The sequence below is a fragment of the Variovorax sp. 01N425 genome (assembly GCF_056399465.1).
In genome coordinates, this window is record NZ_JBFTRJ010000003.1 from 197,588 (window position 1) to 213,231 (window position 15,644).

General features: G+C 65.8%; 10 protein-coding genes. 2 read left to right on the forward strand and 8 right to left on the reverse strand.

The genetic code is table 11. The annotated features are described in order from the left end of the window. Positions 1-39: 39 nt before the first annotated feature. The 3 genes from AC1DSC_RS06560 to AC1DSC_RS06570 all read right to left on the reverse strand — a co-directional run bounded on the left by AC1DSC_RS06560 (position 40) and on the right by AC1DSC_RS06570 (position 5,748). On the reverse strand, positions 40-2,916 hold the full coding sequence (locus AC1DSC_RS06560; protein WP_307591746.1) for a 2-oxoglutarate dehydrogenase E1 component: 2,877 nt from the start codon (positions 2,914-2,916) through the stop codon (positions 40-42). Positions 2,917-3,094: 178 nt separating this feature from the next. Then, positions 3,095-5,062: a propionate--CoA ligase gene (locus AC1DSC_RS06565; protein WP_478131797.1), complete on the reverse strand. Its 1,968-nt coding sequence runs from the start codon at positions 5,060-5,062 to the stop codon at positions 3,095-3,097. 83 nt (positions 5,063-5,145) lie between these two features. Then, positions 5,146-5,748 (reverse strand): isochorismatase family protein, encoded by a 603-nt coding sequence (locus tag AC1DSC_RS06570; RefSeq protein WP_278879449.1) that lies wholly within the window; start codon positions 5,746-5,748, stop codon positions 5,146-5,148. Positions 5,749-5,831: 83 nt separating this feature from the next. Between AC1DSC_RS06570 and AC1DSC_RS06575 the strand changes: the two genes are divergently transcribed. Next, positions 5,832-6,629, forward strand: coding sequence for an alpha/beta fold hydrolase (locus AC1DSC_RS06575; RefSeq protein WP_369664420.1), 798 nt, complete (start codon positions 5,832-5,834; stop codon positions 6,627-6,629). Between the two features lie 16 nt (positions 6,630-6,645). Here the strand turns inward: AC1DSC_RS06575 and AC1DSC_RS06580 are convergent, their stop codons facing one another. Then, the gene (locus AC1DSC_RS06580) at positions 6,646-7,779 is read right to left on the reverse strand and encodes a PQQ-dependent sugar dehydrogenase (protein WP_436289147.1); all 1,134 of its coding nucleotides are present in this window, start codon (positions 7,777-7,779) and stop codon (positions 6,646-6,648) included. 241 nt (positions 7,780-8,020) lie between these two features. Here AC1DSC_RS06580 and AC1DSC_RS06585 point away from each other — a divergent pair, with 241 nt between their 5' ends. Next, entirely contained in the window at positions 8,021-8,605 is a 585-nt protein-coding gene (locus tag AC1DSC_RS06585; protein WP_012747285.1) for a C40 family peptidase, read from the forward strand. A gap of 88 nt (positions 8,606-8,693) precedes the next feature. Here the strand turns inward: AC1DSC_RS06585 and lpdA are convergent, their stop codons facing one another. Genes lpdA through aceE form a run of 4 tightly spaced genes read right to left on the reverse strand, consistent with a single transcriptional unit; the run spans position 8,694 to position 15,555 of the window. Further along, on the reverse strand, positions 8,694-10,520 hold the full coding sequence (lpdA, locus tag AC1DSC_RS06590) for a dihydrolipoyl dehydrogenase (RefSeq protein ID WP_018902809.1): 1,827 nt from the start codon (positions 10,518-10,520) through the stop codon (positions 8,694-8,696). After that, entirely contained in the window at positions 10,517-11,110 is a 594-nt protein-coding gene (locus AC1DSC_RS06595; RefSeq protein ID WP_012747283.1) for an Ntn hydrolase family protein, read from the reverse strand. Before AC1DSC_RS06595 ends, lpdA begins: the two co-directional genes overlap by 4 nt. Further along, a complete protein-coding gene (gene aceF / locus AC1DSC_RS06600) occupies positions 11,107-12,783 on the reverse strand; it encodes a dihydrolipoyllysine-residue acetyltransferase (RefSeq protein ID WP_018902810.1) in 1,677 nt (558 codons plus the stop codon). The genes AC1DSC_RS06595 and aceF overlap by 4 nt, the downstream gene beginning before the upstream one ends. Positions 12,784-12,840: 57 nt before the next feature. Then, positions 12,841-15,555, reverse strand: a complete 2,715-nt coding sequence (gene aceE / locus AC1DSC_RS06605) for a pyruvate dehydrogenase (acetyl-transferring), homodimeric type (RefSeq protein ID WP_012747281.1) — start codon at positions 15,553-15,555, stop codon at positions 12,841-12,843. Positions 15,556-15,644 lie beyond the last annotated feature (89 nt).

The following is a 15,644-nucleotide window of genomic DNA, read 5'->3' on the forward strand; positions in this document are numbered from 1 at the left end:
TTTGTTCTTCAGGTGTTCGTGTGAAAAAGAGGCTTGGAATTACTTGGTCAGCACGAAGCCCTTGAGCTTGCCAAATGCGCCATCGACCAGCGCCTTCTGCTGTTCCTGGTGCAGGTGCGAGTAGCCGACTGCAGGCGATGCGGAAGCGGCACGGCCGGAGTAGCCGAGCTTCTGGCCTTCCTGCATGTTCTCGTGGATGTAGTGCTGCACGAAGAACCAGGCGCCCTGGTTCTGCGGCTCGTCCTGGCACCACACCACGTCGGCGAGGTTCGGGTACTTCTTGATCTCGGCCGCGAAGGCCTTGTGCGGGAACGGATAGAGCTGCTCGACGCGGATGATCGCCACGTCGTCGGTGCCCTGTTCTTCGCGCTTCTTGGCCAGGTCGTAGTAGACCTTGCCCGAGCAGGCAATCAGGCGCTTGACCTTCTCGGCCTTCAGGCCCTTGCTGTCGGGGATGACCGTCTGGAAGCCGCCCTTGGTGAACTCGGACAGCGGCGAGGTCGCGTCCTTGTTACGCAGCAGCGACTTCGGCGTCATGATGATCAAAGGCTTGCGCAGGTTGCGCACCATCTGGCGGCGCAGCACGTGGAAGATCTGGCTGGCCGTGGTGGGCTGCACCACCTGCATGTTGGTGTCGGCGCTCAGCTGCATGAAGCGCTCCAGGCGGGCCGAGCTGTGCTCGGGGCCCTGGCCTTCATAGCCGTGCGGCAGCATCATCGTGAGGCCGTTGACGCGGCCCCATTTCACTTCGCCCGAGGCGATGAACTGGTCGATCACCACCTGCGCGCCGTTCACGAAGTCGCCGAACTGGGCTTCCCAGATCACGAGCGTGTTCGGGTCGTTCGAAGCGTAGCCGTATTCGAACGCGAGCACCGCTTCTTCCGACAGGATCGAGTCGATGACGACGAACGGTGCCTGGTTCTCGGCCACGTTCTGCAGCGGCGTGTAGGTGCCTTCGTCGAACTTCTCGCGGTTCTGGTCGTGCAGCACGGCGTGGCGGTGCGTGAACGTGCCGCGGCCCGAGTCTTCGCCCGACAGGCGCACCGGGTAGCCGCTGGCCACCAGCGAGGCAAAGGCCATGTGCTCGCCCATGCCCCAGTCGACGTTGACGTCGCCGCGGCCCATGGCGGCGCGGTCGTCCAGCACCTTCTTCACGAGCGGGTGCACCGTGAAGCCGGCCGGCACCGTGGTGATCTTCTCGGCCAGGCGCTTCCACTCGCTGGACGGAATGGCGGTGTCGCCGGCGTCGGTCCACTTCTTGTTGAGGTAGGGATTCCAGTCGACGGCGTACTTGCTCTTGAAGTTCGTGAGCACCGGGTCGACCGTGTTGCGGCCTTCGTCGAAGGCGGCGCGCTGGGCCTTGACCATGTCGTCGCCGAGCGTGGCGCCCAGGCCCTGCGTCGCCAGCTTGTCGGCGTACAGCTTGCGCGTGCCGGGGTGCTGGGCGATCTTCTTGTACATGAGCGGCTGCGTGAGCGAGGGGGTGTCCTGCTCGTTGTGGCCCAGCTTGCGGAAGCAGATGATGTCGACCACTACGTCCTTCTGGAACTCCATGCGGAATTCGAGGGCGAGCTGGGTGGCGAGCACCACGGCTTCGGGATCGTCGCCGTTCACGTGCAGCACCGGTGCTTCGATCATCTTGACGATGTCCGAGCAGTACAGCGTCGAGCGGCTGTCGCGCGGGTCGCTGGTGGTGAAGCCGATCTGGTTGTTGATGACGATGTGCACCGTGCCGCCCGTGAAGTAGCCACGGGTTTCGGCCAGCGCCAGCGTTTCCATCACGACGCCCTGGCCCGCGAAGGCGGCGTCGCCGTGCACCAGCACGGGCAGCACCTGCTTGCCCTGCGGGTCGGCGCGGCGGTCCATGCGGGCGCGCACCGAGCCTTCGACCACGGGGTTCACGATCTCGAGGTGCGAGGGGTTGAATGCCAGGCTCAGGTGCACCGGGCCGCCGGGCGTGGTCACGTCCGAGCTGAAGCCCTGGTGGTATTTGACGTCGCCGCTCGGCAGGTCTTCAGGCGCGGTGTGGTCGAACTCGGCGAACAGGTCGGCCGGCATCTTGCCGAGCGAATTGACCAGCACGTTGAGGCGGCCGCGGTGGGCCATGCCGATCACGATTTCCTGCACGCCCTTGATGCCGGCCTGGTTGATCAGCTCGTCCATCGAGACGATGAAGCTTTCGCCGCCTTCGAGCGAGAAGCGCTTCTGGCCGACGTACTTGGTGTGCAGGAAGCGCTCGAGGCCTTCGGCCGCGGTCAGGCGGTTGAGCACGTGCTTCTTCTGCTCCGCATTGAGCTGCGGGTTGGTGCGGGCGCTTTCGAGCTTCTGCTGCCACCAGCGCTTGTGGTTCTGGTCGGTGGTGTACATGTACTCGGCGCCGATGGTGCCGCAGTACGTTTCGCGCAAGGCATTGAGCAGGTCGCGCAGCGACATGGTCTCCTTGCCGAAGAAGGTGTTGCTGGTGTTGAACACCGTCTCGAGGTCGGCATCGGTGAAGCCGTAGAACGAGGGCTCGAGTTCCGGAATGGCCGGGCGCTCGGCGCGCTTGAGGGGGTCCAGGTCGGCCCAGCGGGCGCCGACGTTGCGATAAGCCGCAATCAGCTGCTGGACAGCGGTGCGCTTGCGGCCGAGCTCGGAATCCGCGCCGCTGGCCTGCACGACCTTGGTGGTGCCTTGCTTCGCGCGTTCGGCAAAGGCGTTGATCACCGGCTGGTGCGGGACGTCCCTGGTGTTGGAGCCATCGGCTGCGGGCACGTTCTGCAGGGCGTCGAAATACGAACGCCAGTTGTCAGGCACGCTGCCGGGATTGGAGAGGTAGTTTTCGTACATCTCTTCGACATAGGGCGCATTGCCACCGAAGAGGTACGTGTTGCCCTGGTACGCGGCATACGCCGTGGGCTTGGAGGAATCGCTCATGATCCGCTGACCTTCGCTTCCCTGAAGGAAGCACTAGCTGGTTAAGAAACCTTCCGCGACACGGCTGAACCGGTTGGCGGATGCGACTGTGGCTGGGGAAGGGCCTGAGTACCTTCGCATTGTGCCACGTCAAACATATGACGGCGCGGCGCGGCTTCGCAAGGCCCGGTTTGCTCACTCAGGCCGAAGAAACCAGCTGCCTGATCTGCTGCAGCGTGGCGGGGTCGTCGATGGTGGTCAGGTCGCCCGGATCGCGCTGCTCGCACACGGCCTGGATGGCGCGCCGCAGCAGCTTGCCGCTGCGGGTCTTGGGCAGGCCCGAGACGAAGCGCACCCGGGCAGGCCGCGCCAGCGCGCCGAGCTGGTCGGCCACCACCTTCATGATCTCGCCTTCGAGCCTCAGCGCCGCGTCGGCATCGGTCACGGCGATGCCGTCCTTCGGCACCACGAAAGCCATCGCCACCTGGCCCTTGAGCGCATCGGCCACGCCCACCACCGCGACCTCGGCCACGTTGGCGTGGCCCGAGATGCTCTCCTCGATCTCGCGGGTGCCCAGTCGGTGGCCGGCCACGTTGATCACGTCGTCGGTACGCCCGAGGATGTAGAAATAGCCGTCCTCGTCGCGAATGCCCCAGTCGAAGGTCGAATAGACCATCTTGCCGGGCACGCTCTTCCAGTAGGTGCTGACGAAGCGCGCGTCGTCCTTCCACACGGTCTGCATGAAGCCGGGCGGGGTCGGGCCTTCGACCACGACCACGCCCTTTTCATTGGGGGCGGTCAGTTCCTCGCCGGTCGATTCGTGCAATATCTTGATGCGGTAGCCGTACATCGGAACGCCGGGGCTGCCGAATTTGCTGGGCTTGGCCTCGACGCCGTTGGCAATGGTGATCATCGGCCAGCCCGATTCGGTCTGCCAGTAGTTGTCGATGATCGGCACGCCCAGGCCCTCGCTGATCCAGCGCGCGGTGGGCTCGTCGAGCGGCTCGCCCGCCAGGAACAGCGCCCGCAGGCTCGACAGGTCGTATTTCTTCAGCAGCGCCGGGTCCTGCTTCTTGAGCACGCGCACCGCCGTGGGCGCGCTGAACATCACCGTCACCTTGTACTTCTCGACCAGGCGCCACCAGATGCCGCCGTCCGGCTGCCGGTCGATGCCTTGCGTGGGCAAGCCCTCGTACATGAGGGTGGCCATGCCGGCGATCAGCGGACCGTAGACGATGTAGCTGTGGCCCACCACCCAGCCGATGTCGCTGGTCGAGAAATAGGTTTCGCCGGCGCGGCCGTCGAAGATGTGCTTCATGCTCGCGGCCAGCGCCACGGCGTAGCCGCCGACGTCGCGCTGCACGCCCTTGGGCTTGCCGGTGGTGCCGCTGGTGTAGATGGTGTAGCTGATGTCGGTGGCGGCCAGCCAGGTGCAGGGCACCTGGGCGTCGAGGTGCTTCTGCCGCAATTCGGCCGCCAGGTGGTCGCGGCCGGCCGTCAGCTCCATGGGTGCGAGGCCGCGGTCGGTGAGCAGCACCGCGGCCGGCTTGTACTTCGACAGCCGGATCGCCTCGTCGAGCAGCGGCTTGTACGCAATGACCTTGCCGCCGCGCGAGCCGGCGTCGGCGCTCACCACCACCTTGGGCTCGGCGTCCTCGATGCGCGTGGCCAGCGAGCCGCTCGCGAATCCGCCGAACACCACGCAGTGGATCGCGCCGATGCGTGCGCAGGCCAGCATCGCGAAGGCGGCCTCGGGAATCATCGGCATGTAGATGAGCACGCGGTCGCCCTTCCCCACGCCCAGCTCCATCAGGCTGGCGGCGGTGCGCTGCACCTCGGCGTGCAGTTCGCTGAAGCTGTAGCTCTTTTCAACGCCGGTTTCGGTGGAAACAAAGATCAGCGCGGGCTGATCGCCGCGCGCGGCCAGGTGCCGGTCGACCGCGTTGTGGCACAGGTTGGTGGTGCCGCCCACGAACCAGCGCGCAAAAGGCGGTTGGCTGGCGTCGAGGATCTGCTCGGCGGGGGCTTGCCAGTCGATCAGCTTCGCCTGCTCGGCCCAGAAGGCCTCGGGCGCATCGACGGACTGGCGGTAGAACTCTTCGTAGCGGCTCATCTGGATTTGTCTCCGTTGATTCGTTCGGCCCTGGCGGCATCGCCAAAACTGAATTCATAATTATGGAGACCGATCTTGCAGCAAGCTGACGGCCGGAACAATCCGGCCGAGCCCTTGCGGTGCGCCGCCGGTTGCGGCTATCGGACCAGGGTGAGCAGCTCAGAGAACGCGGGGTGCTCCGCGGTGCGCAGCCATTCGAAGCCGACCATCTCGGTCGTCACGAGCTCGGCCCCGGCGCCGGCCAGCCGGTCGAAGGCGGCGTCGCGGTTGCGCTCGGTGCGCGAGCTGCAGGCGTCGGTGACGACCCAGACTTCGAACTCGTCCTCCAGCAGGTCGAGCGCGGTCTGCAGCAGGCAAACATGGGCTTCGCAGCCGGCGATCACGATGGAATTGCGCTCTTCGGCAGCCGCCGCGGGCTTCTGCAGGTGCTTGGGCAGGCTGCGGGCATTGCCCTGCGGCGCCTTCGCCGGCACGCGCAGCCATTCGCCGAGCCCCTCTTCCACGCCGCTGAAGTGCATCTTCGACAGGGTGCGCTGGCACAGCGCGCGGATGTCGGGCAGGTTCTCGCCCAGCTTGGAAGGGTTGTGCTCGGTGCCCCACACCGGCAGCTGGAACAGCTGGGCCATCTTGCCGAGCCGCACTGCGTTCTGCGCGACCGCTTCGCCCTCGAAGATCGACGGCATCAGCCGCGCCTGGTAGTCGACCAGGACGAGTTGGGAAAGCGAGGCATCGAGCAGCATGAACCGGTTCTTTCATTCAGATGGAATTGATGGGGCCAGACCGTACCACCGAAACGGCGCGTATCTCTCTAGACTCCGGGCGGATGCGGATCTTCTTTTCGGCCCGGCGCCATTTGCCGATTCTGGCCCTTGGCGCGGCGCTGGTGGTGACCGGATGCGGTGGCCTGCGCACCGCCAAGGCGCCGCTGGACCGCGCGCTCGAGAAGAGCAGCTGCACGCCGAATGCCGACACGCTGATCGTGATGCTGCCCGGCGCGTACTCGCACCCCGACGAATTCGAGCGCGAAGGCTTCGTCAAGGCGCTGAACGACAACAGGCTCGCGGTGGACGTGATGCGGGTCGACGCGCACCTGGGCTACTACGACGCCAGGACCATCCTCGAGCGCCTGAGCCAGGACGTGATGGTGCCGGCGCGCAGCCAGGGCTACAAGGCCATCTGGATCGTCGGCATCTCGGTCGGCGGCTTCGGCGGACTGCTCTACGCGCAGACCCATCCCGGCGAGCTTGCGGGCCTCGTGGCCATTGCGCCCTATCTCGGGGAACGCGCGCTCGGCACCGACATCGCCAATGCCGGCGGCCTCGCCCGCTGGACCGGTCCGCTGGGCGATCCGCCGGGCAGCGACCCGCAAATACCGAACGAAACCCAGCTGTGGCAGTGGCTGCGCGGCTACGTCGGCGCCACCGCCACCTTCGGCGCGCGGCCGCCGCTTTACCTGGGCTATGGCGTCGACGACCGCTTTGCCTTCAGCCATCGGCTGCTGGCGGCCGCGCTGCCCGCCAACCGCGTCTTCACGACCGAAGGCGGCCACGACTGGCCCGAGTGGACGCGGCTCTGGCGCCGCATGCTGCCGACCTTGCCGCTGCCGGGCTGCCCCGGCTGAGGACTGAAGGCCCGCCTCAGTTCGGCCGCAGGCGCAGCAGTTTGCCGTCGGATTCGTCGGTCAGCACGTAGAGCAGGCCGTCCGGCCCCTGCTTCACATCGCGAATGCGGGCCCGGTCGTCGGCCAGCAGCTTGTGCTCGGCCACCACCTTGCCGTCCTTCAGCTCGATGCGGTCGAGATAGCCGAACTTGAGCGAGCCCACGAACAGGTTGCCCTTCCATGCCGCGCCGTAGCGGTCGCTGGTGAGGAAAGCCATGCCCGAGGGCGCGATCGACGGCACCCAGTAGTGCAGCGGCTGTTCCATGCCGTCCCTCGCCGTGATGCCCTCGCCGATCTTTCCGCCGCCGTAGTTCTCGCCGTAGGTGATCACCGGCCAGCCGTAGTTGCGGCCGGCTTGCGGGATATTGATTTCGTCGCCGCCCTGCGGGCCGTGCTCGGTCATCCAAAGGCGGCCATCGGGCCCGAGCGCCGCGCCCTGTCCGTTGCGGTGGCCATAGCTCCAGATCTCGGGCAGCGCACCCGCCCGGCCGACGAAGGGGTTGTCCTTGGGCGCCGAGCCGTCCTTGGCGATGCGCACCACCTTGCCCAGGTGGTTGTCGAGCTTCTGCGCATCTTCCTTGCGGCTGAACCGGTCGCCCAGCGTGAGAAACAGCGTGCCGTCGCGCGCCTCGACGATGCGGCAGCCGAAATGGTTGCGGCTGGCCACCTTGGGCTGCTGGCTGAAGATGATTTTGAGGTTCTCCAGCCGCGTGCCGTCGGCCGAAAGCTGCGTGCTGGCCAGTGCCGTGCCGTTGCCCGAACCACCACCGGCTGCGGGTTCCGAGAAGCAGAAATACAGTGTGCGGTTCTTGTCGAAGCCCGAATCGGCCAGCACGTCGAGCAAGCCGCCCTGGCCGCCGGCCGCGATGGGGGGCAGGCCAGTGATGGGCGCGCCGATCTTGCCGTCCGCAGCGATCAGCCGCAACCGTCCGGCCCGCTCCGTGACCACGAAACGGCCGCCCGGCAGAAAAGCCACCCCCCATGGGTTCTCGAGGCCGGTCGAAATGGTTTCCGGCCGTATCTGCGCCATGGCGGCACCCCAGACGGCCAAGCCCGCCACAATGGCCACCCTTCCTAGGAGGCGCCCAGCTTCCTGAATTCGCAGGTTCATGTCTTTTCCGGGTAGTTGGCGCGATCTTGACGCGAAATGCAGGCCGAATCCAGGCTGTTTGCCTCTTCAATGCGAGTACAAAAGTTCGCTTTCGGCCAATCACTTATGGTTCATAAAGATCAGTCGTTACATTTTTTCTTCGATCGAATCGAAAAAAATCAAACAAATCAAAGACTTGAAGATACATTCGCCAATTCGGATGAGATTGACATAACCGGGCGTCATCAATATCCTACGCGCCATGCGTTTTTTCGTCCTACCCGCGTCCCTCCTGTTTGCCGTCGCAGTCCAAGCCGCCCCCCAACAGGATCGAACCGATGACGAACTGGCCCGGCTGCTGGCGGACAAGGGCATCATCGGCCAACTCAGGCAGGTCCGCCAAACCGTCGCTGAACGAACCTCCGACCTGGTGGTGACCGCCATCGGCTTCCTCGGTGTTCCCTATCGCCGCGGCGGCAACTCGGCCGAATCCGGCTTCGACTGCAGCGGTTTCGTTCGCGCGATGTACAACCAGACGCTCGGCCACGTGCTCCCGCGCCGCGCCGAAGAACAGGCCGCCGCCACCGAGAAGATCGATCCCAGCCAGCTCAAGCCCGGCGACCTCGTCTTCTTCAACACCATGCGCCGCGCCTTCAGCCATGTCGGCATCTATGTGGGCGAAGGCAAGTTCATCCACTCGCCGCGCACCGGTGCCCAGGTCCGTGTGGAAGACATGAACGGCAGCTACTGGAGCCGCCGCTTCGACGGCGCACGCCGCGTGCTCGGTGGCGCCCAGAACGACGAGATCAAGGCCGCGGCAACTGCGGCAACCCACACCGGCAACTGAGCCTTCCCTCCCAAATCCCGCGTCCTCCATCAGGACGAAAAAAATCCCGCCGCGGCGGGATTTTTTGTGGCCGGTCGAAGCTCGCCGGTCAGGCCGCCTTCTTGGCCGGCGGCAGGTCGGTACAGGTCCCGTGCGCCACCTCGGCCGCCATGCCGATGCTCTCGCCCAGCGTCGGATGCGGGTGGATGGTCTTGCCGATGTCGATCTCGTCGGCGCCCATCTCGATGGCCAGCGCAATCTCCCCGATCATGTCGCCGGCATGCGTGCCGACGATGCCGCCCCCCAGGATGCGGTGCGTCTGGGCGTCGAACAGCAGCTTGGTGAAGCCTTCGTCGCGGCCGTTGGCGATGGCGCGGCCCGAAGCGGTCCACGGGAAATGGCCCTTCTTGATCTTGATGCCTTCGGCCTTGGCCTGGTCTTCGGTGAGACCCACCCACGCCACCTCGGGGTCGGTGTAGGCCACGCTCGGAATCACGCGGGCGTTGAAGGCGGCGCTCGACAGCTCCTTGTCGCCCTTTTGCTCGCCGGCAATCACCTCGGCCGCCACATGCGCCTCGTGCACCGCCTTGTGCGCCAGCATCGGCTGGCCGACGATGTCGCCAATGGCGAAGATGTGCGGGACGTTGGTGCGCATCTGGATGTCGACCGGAATGAAGCCGCGATCGCTCACCGCGACGCCGGCCTTCTCGGCGCCGATCTTCTTGCCGTTCGGGCTGCGGCCCACGGCCTGCAGCACCAGGTCGTAGACCTGCGGCTCCTTGGGTGCCTGCTCGCCCTCGAAGGTCACCTTGATGCCCTCCTTCGTGGCCTCGGCGCCCACCGTCTTGGTCTTGAGCATGATGTTGTCGAAGCGCGGCGCGTTCATCTTCTGCCAGACCTTCACGAGGTCGCGGTCGGCGCCCTGCATCAGGCCGTCGAGCATCTCGACCACGTCCAGGCGCGCGCCCAGCGTGGAATACACCGTGCCCATTTCGAGGCCGATGATGCCGCCGCCCAGGACCAGCATGCGCTTGGGGTCGGTGCCCATCTCGAGCGCACCGGTGGAATCGACCACGCGCGGGTCCTTCGGCATGAACGGCAGGCTCACGGACTGCGAACCGGCCGCGATGATCGCATTGCGGAACTTGACGGTCTGCTTCCTGCCGGTGGTGTCCCAGCTGGTGCCCGAGGTTTCTTCCACCTCCAGGTGGTACGGATCGATGAAGTTGCCGACGCCGCGCAGCACCGTCACCTTGCGCATCTTGGCCATGGCCGTAAGGCCGCCGGTGAGCTTGCCCACCACCTTGTTCTTGTGGCCGAGCAGCTTGGCACGGTCGACCGTGGGCGCGGCAAAGCTCACGCCGAGGTCGGCGAAGTGCTTGACCTCGTCCATGACCGAGGCGACGTGCAGCAGCGCCTTCGAGGGAATGCAGCCGACGTTCAGGCACACGCCGCCGAGCGTGGCGTAGCGCTCGATCAGCACGACCTTGAGGCCCAGGTCGGCCGCGCGGAAAGCCGCCGAGTAGCCGCCGGGGCCGGCGCCGAGCACGATCACGTCGCATTCGACGTCGACCTTGCCGCCGTAGCTGGAGGCCGCGGGCGCCGCTGCCGGGGCTGCGGCCGGAGCGGCAGCCTTGGGCGCAGGAGCCGCCGAGGCGGGTGCAGGCGCGGCCGCTGCCGGTGCAGGCGCCGCGGCACCGTCCACCTCGAGCGTCAGCACCACGGAGCCTTCCTTGACCTTGTCGCCCACCTTGACGGCAAGCGCCTTCACCACGCCGGCCGCCGACGACGGAATTTCCATCGAGGCCTTGTCCGATTCGACCGTGATCAGCGACTGCTCGGCCTTGACCGTGTCGCCGACGTTGACCAGCACCTCGATCACCGCGACTTCGTCGAAGTCGCCGATGTCGGGCACCTTGATTTGTTGTTCGCTCATTTGGACACTTTCAGTTTGAGTGTGAGAACGTCGACCGGTGGGGCCGAATTGCGATCGAATTCGCAGGCGGCGGCGATGCCCGCCTCCGCCACGTCGCGCGAAGTGCGCGACTTGATGTCATAGGCCGCGTGCATGGCGCCGAGCGCAAAGCTGCGTCCCGAGCCGATGCTCCAGAACTGCTTGAACTCGAACACCTCGCGGTAGCTGTAGATGCCGTAGATGCCGCTCTGGTTGGCCATCAGCATCGTGAACTGGCTCGACTCGTAGGGCTCGTGCTCGTCTTCCTTGGTCTGCATGAAGAACGCGTCCTTCAGCACCGGATGCAGCAGCGTGAAGGTGCGGAAGATCTCGTGCTTGCTGCCAAACAGCAGCGCCTCGCGCGGCTGCGCGGCCAGCGCATGCTGCAGCACCAGGAAGTGCGCGGCGGCGCCGGCCACGGCAAACAGGCTCTGCCCCGCCGCGTCCTCGACGGTGAAGATCTTCTGGTTTGCCTCGGCGCGGTGCGAGAGCCGCGTGTCGCCGAAGGTCACCAGCGAATCCGCCGCCATCGTGACCTGGCCGCCTTTGCGGACGGCCACTACCGTGGTCATAGCAGGATTCGGCGATAGTCCGCGAGCACCTGGCCCAGGTAGGCGTTGAAGCGCGCAGCCAGGGCACCATCGATCACGCGGTGGTCGTACGACAGCGACAGCGGCAGCGTGAGGCGCGGCACGAACTGCTTGCCGTCCCACACCGGCTTCATCTGGCCCTTGGAGAGACCGAGGATGGCCACTTCGGGGGCGTTGATGATGGGCGTGAAGTGCGTGCCGCCGATGCCGCCGAGCGAGCTGATCGACATGCAGCCGCCCTGCATGTCGGCCGAGCCGAGCTTGCCGTCGCGCGCCTTCTTGGCGAGTTCGCCCATTTCCTGGCTGATCTGCAGGATGCCCTTCTTGTCGGCATCCTTGAGCACCGGCACCACGAGCCCGTTGGGCGTGTCGGCCGCGAAGCCGATGTGGAAGTACTGCTTGTAGACCAGCTGGTCGCCGTCGAGGCTGGCGTTGAAGTCGGGGAATTTCTTCAGCGCCGCCACCACCGCCTTGATCACGAAGGCCAGCATCGTGACCTTGATGCCCGACTTCTCGTTCTCCTTGTTGGTGGAGACGCGGAAGGCCTCCAGCTCGGTGATGTCGGCCTCGTCGTTGTTGGTGACGTGCGGAATCATCACCCAGTTGCGGTGCAGGTTGGCGCCGCTGAGCTTCTTGATGCGAGACAGGTCCTTGCGCTCGACCGCGCCGAACTTCGTGAAGTCGACCTTGGGCCAGGGAATGAGGCCCAGTGCAGCGCCATCCGCGCTGCCGCCGCCAGCCGGCGCCTTGGCGGCCGATGCCTTGGTGCTGGCCTGGCCGCTCATCACGGCCTTGGTGAAGCCCTGGACGTCTTCCTGCGTGATGCGGCCCTTGGGACCGGAGCCCTTGACCTCCTCGAGCGGCACGCCGAGCTCGCGTGCGAACTTGCGCACCGAGGGCGAGGCATGCGGCAGGTTGCCGGTGGGCGCGACCGTCGGCTCATGCGGCGCGGCTGCGGCAGCAGCCGGGCTTGCAGCCGGTGCCGGCGATGCGGCGGCCGGCGCGGGTGCACTGGCGGTTGCCGCAGCGGGCGCGGCTGCAGCAGCCTGCGCAGGCGCCGGTGCCGCGGCACCTGCCGAGCCTTCCAATATCGCGATCAGGTCGCCGATGTTGACCGTGTCGCCCACCTTGACCTTGAGCTCCTTGAGCACGCCGGCCGCCGACGATGGAATCTCCATCGAGGCCTTGTCCGACTCCACCGTGATCAGCGACTGGTCAGCCGCGATCGCGTCGCCGGGCTTCACCAGCAGCTCGATGACCGCAACGTCCTTGAAGTCGCCGATGTCGGGCACCTTGACTTCGACCGGGCCCGAGGCCGCAGGCGCGGCAGCCGGTGCAGGCGCCGCAGCTGCGGGTGCCGGGGCGGCGGCCGCCGCAGGGGCCGGGGCCGCTGCGGGCGCCGGTGCGGCGGCGGCACCATCGGCCTCCAGCACGAGCACCACCGAGCCCTCCTTCACCTTGCTGCCGACCTCGACCTTCAGTTCCTTGACCACACCGGCAGTCGACGACGGGATCTCCATCGACGCCTTGTCCGATTCCACGGTGATGAGCGACTGCTCGGCCTTGACCGTGTCGCCCACCTTCACGAGCACCTCGATCACCGCGACTTCATCGAAATCGCCGATGTCCGGCACCTTGACTTCCACTGCTGCCATATTGTTCGTCTCCCGCCGTGAGGCGCCGTTCGTTCGTTGGTTGTTGCTTATTGATGTTCAGGCGTAAAGCGGGTTGACCTTGTCGACATTGATGCCGTACTTCTTGATCGCCTCGACCACCTTGGCTACCGGCACCGTGCCATCTTCGCTCAAAGCCTTGAGCGCGGCCACCACGATGTAGTGGCGGTTGATCTCGAAGTGCTCGCGCAGCTTGTTGCGGAAGTCGCTGCGGCCGAAGCCGTCGGTGCCCAGCACCTTGTAGTTGCGGCCCTTCGGGATGAAGGGGCGGATCTGCTCGGCGTAGGCCTTCATGTAGTCGGTCGATGCCACCACCGGTCCGGTCGTGGGTGCCAGTTGCTCGGCCACGAAGGGCACGCGCGGCGCCTGGTCCGGGTGCAGCAGGTTCCAGCGGTCGGCGTCCTGGCCGTCGCGCGTCAGCTCGTTGAAGCTCGGGCAGCTCCACACCGAGGCCGAAACGCCCCAGTCCTTCTCGAGCAGCTCCTGCGCCGCGAAGCTTTCGCGCAGGATCGTGCCGCTGCCCAGCAGCTGCACGGTGGGCGACTTGGCCTTCAGCGCCGGGCCCTGCCTGGACAGGTACATGCCCTTGATGATCTGCTCCTCGGTGCCGGGCTGCAGGCCGGGCATCGGGTAGTTCTCGTTGAGCAGCGTGAGGTAGTAGTAGACGTTGTCCTGCTTCTCGACCATGCGCTTCAAGCCATGGTGCAGGATCACGCCCACTTCGTGCGCGAAGGTCGGGTCGTAGCTCACGCAGTTGGGGATGGTGTTGGCCAGGATGTGGCTGTGGCCGTCTTCGTGCTGCAGGCCTTCGCCGTTGAGCGTGGTGCGCCCCGAGGTGCCGCCCAGCAGGAAGCCGCGCGCCTGCATGTCGCCGGCCGCCCAGGCCAGGTCGCCGATGCGCTGGAAGCCGAACATCGAGTAGTACACGTAGAACGGCACCATGATGCGGTTGTTCGTGCTGTACGACGTGGCCGCCGCGATCCAGCTCGACATGCCGCCGGCTTCGTTGATGCCTTCCTGCAGGATCTGGCCGGCCTTGTCTTCCTTGTAGTACATGACCTGGTCCTTGTCGACCGGGGTGTACTGCTGGCCAGCGGGGTTGTAGATGCCGATCTGGCGGAACAACCCTTCCATGCCGAAGGTGCGCGCCTCGTCCACCAGGATGGGCACCACGCGCGGACCCAGCGCCTTGTCGCGCAGGAGCTGCGTGAGGAAGCGCACGTAGGCCTGCGTGGTGGAGATCTCGCGGCCCTCCGCCGTGGGTTCCATCACCGACTTGAAGGTGTCCAGCGAGGGAACCGTGAAGCTCTCGTCGGCCTTGGTGCGGCGGTGCGGCAGGTAGCCGCCCAGGGCCTTGCGGCGCTCGTGCAGGTACTTCATTTCCGGCGTGTCGTCGGCCGGCTTGTAGAACGGCAGGTCGGCGATCTTGCTGTCCGGGATCGGGATGTTGAAGCGGTCGCGGAAGGCCATGATGTCCTCATCGCTGAGCTTCTTGGTCTGGTGGACGTTGTTCTTGCCCTCGCCGATCTTGCCCATGCCGAAGCCCTTGACCGTCTTGATCAGGAGCACCGTGGGCTGGCCCTTGTGCTTCACGGCCGCGTCGAAGGCCGCGTAGACCTTCTGCGAGTCGTGGCCGCCGCGGCGCAGCTGCCAGATGTCGTCGTCGCTCATCTTGGAGACCATCTCGAGCGTGCGCGGATCGCGGCCGAAGAAGTGCTTGCGGACGTAGGCGCCGTCGTTGGCCTTGAAGGCCTGGTAGTCGCCGTCGTTGGTCTCCATCATGATCTTGCGCAGCGCACCTTCCTTGTCGCGCGCCAGCAGCGGGTCCCAGCTGCTGCCCCAGATCAGCTTGATGACGTTCCAGCCCGAACCGCGGAATTCGCCTTCGAGTTCCTGGATGATCTTGCCGTTGCCGCGCACCGGGCCGTCCAGGCGCTGCAGGTTGCAGTTGATGACGAAGATCAGGTTGTCCAGGCCTTCGCGCGCGGCCAGGCCGATGGCGCCCAGCGATTCGACTTCGTCCATTTCGCCGTCGCCGCAGAACACCCAGACCTTGCGGTTCTCGGTGTTGGCAATGCCGCGGGCGTGCAGGTATTTCAGGAAGCGGGCCTGGTAGATGGCCATCAGCGGGCCGAGGCCCATCGAGACGGTCGGGAATTGCCAGAACTCGGGCATCAGCTTGGGATGCGGGTAGCTGGAAAGGCCCTTGCCGTCGACTTCCTGGCGGAAATTGAGCAGCTGCTCTTCGCTCAGTCGGCCTTCGAGGTAGGCGCGGGCATAGATGCCGGGCGAGACGTGGCCCTGGATGTAGAGGCAGTCGCCGCCGTGGTTTTCGCTCTCGGCGTGCCAGAAGTGGTTGAAGCCGGCGCCGAACATGTTCGCCAGCGAGGCGAAGGAGCCGATGTGGCCGCCGAGGTCGCCGCCTTCGGCCGGGTGGTGGCGGTTGGCCTTGACCACCATCGCCATGGCGTTCCAGCGCATGTAGGCGCGCAGGCGCTCCTCGATCTCGAGGTTGCCGGGGCAGCGCTCTTCCTGGTCGGGCTCGATGGTGTTGACGTAGGCCGTGTTGGCGGAGAACGGCTTGTCGATGCTGTGCTGCCGCGCATGTTCGAGCAGCTGCTCGAGAAGGAAGTGGGCCCGTTCAGGTCCCTCGCTTTGGATGACGGAGGACAGTGCATCCATCCATTCACGGGTTTCCTGGGCGTCCGCGTCGTTCGCGGCCGAGCCGAACAGGTTCTCGGGATTTGCCGACATGCTTGTCTCTCCTTTAGGGCTGTGGCTGTAATTTAGTGCGCTCTTCGATCACCGCGCGGAAGTTTCTCATAGAAATGCTTCCATTTCAA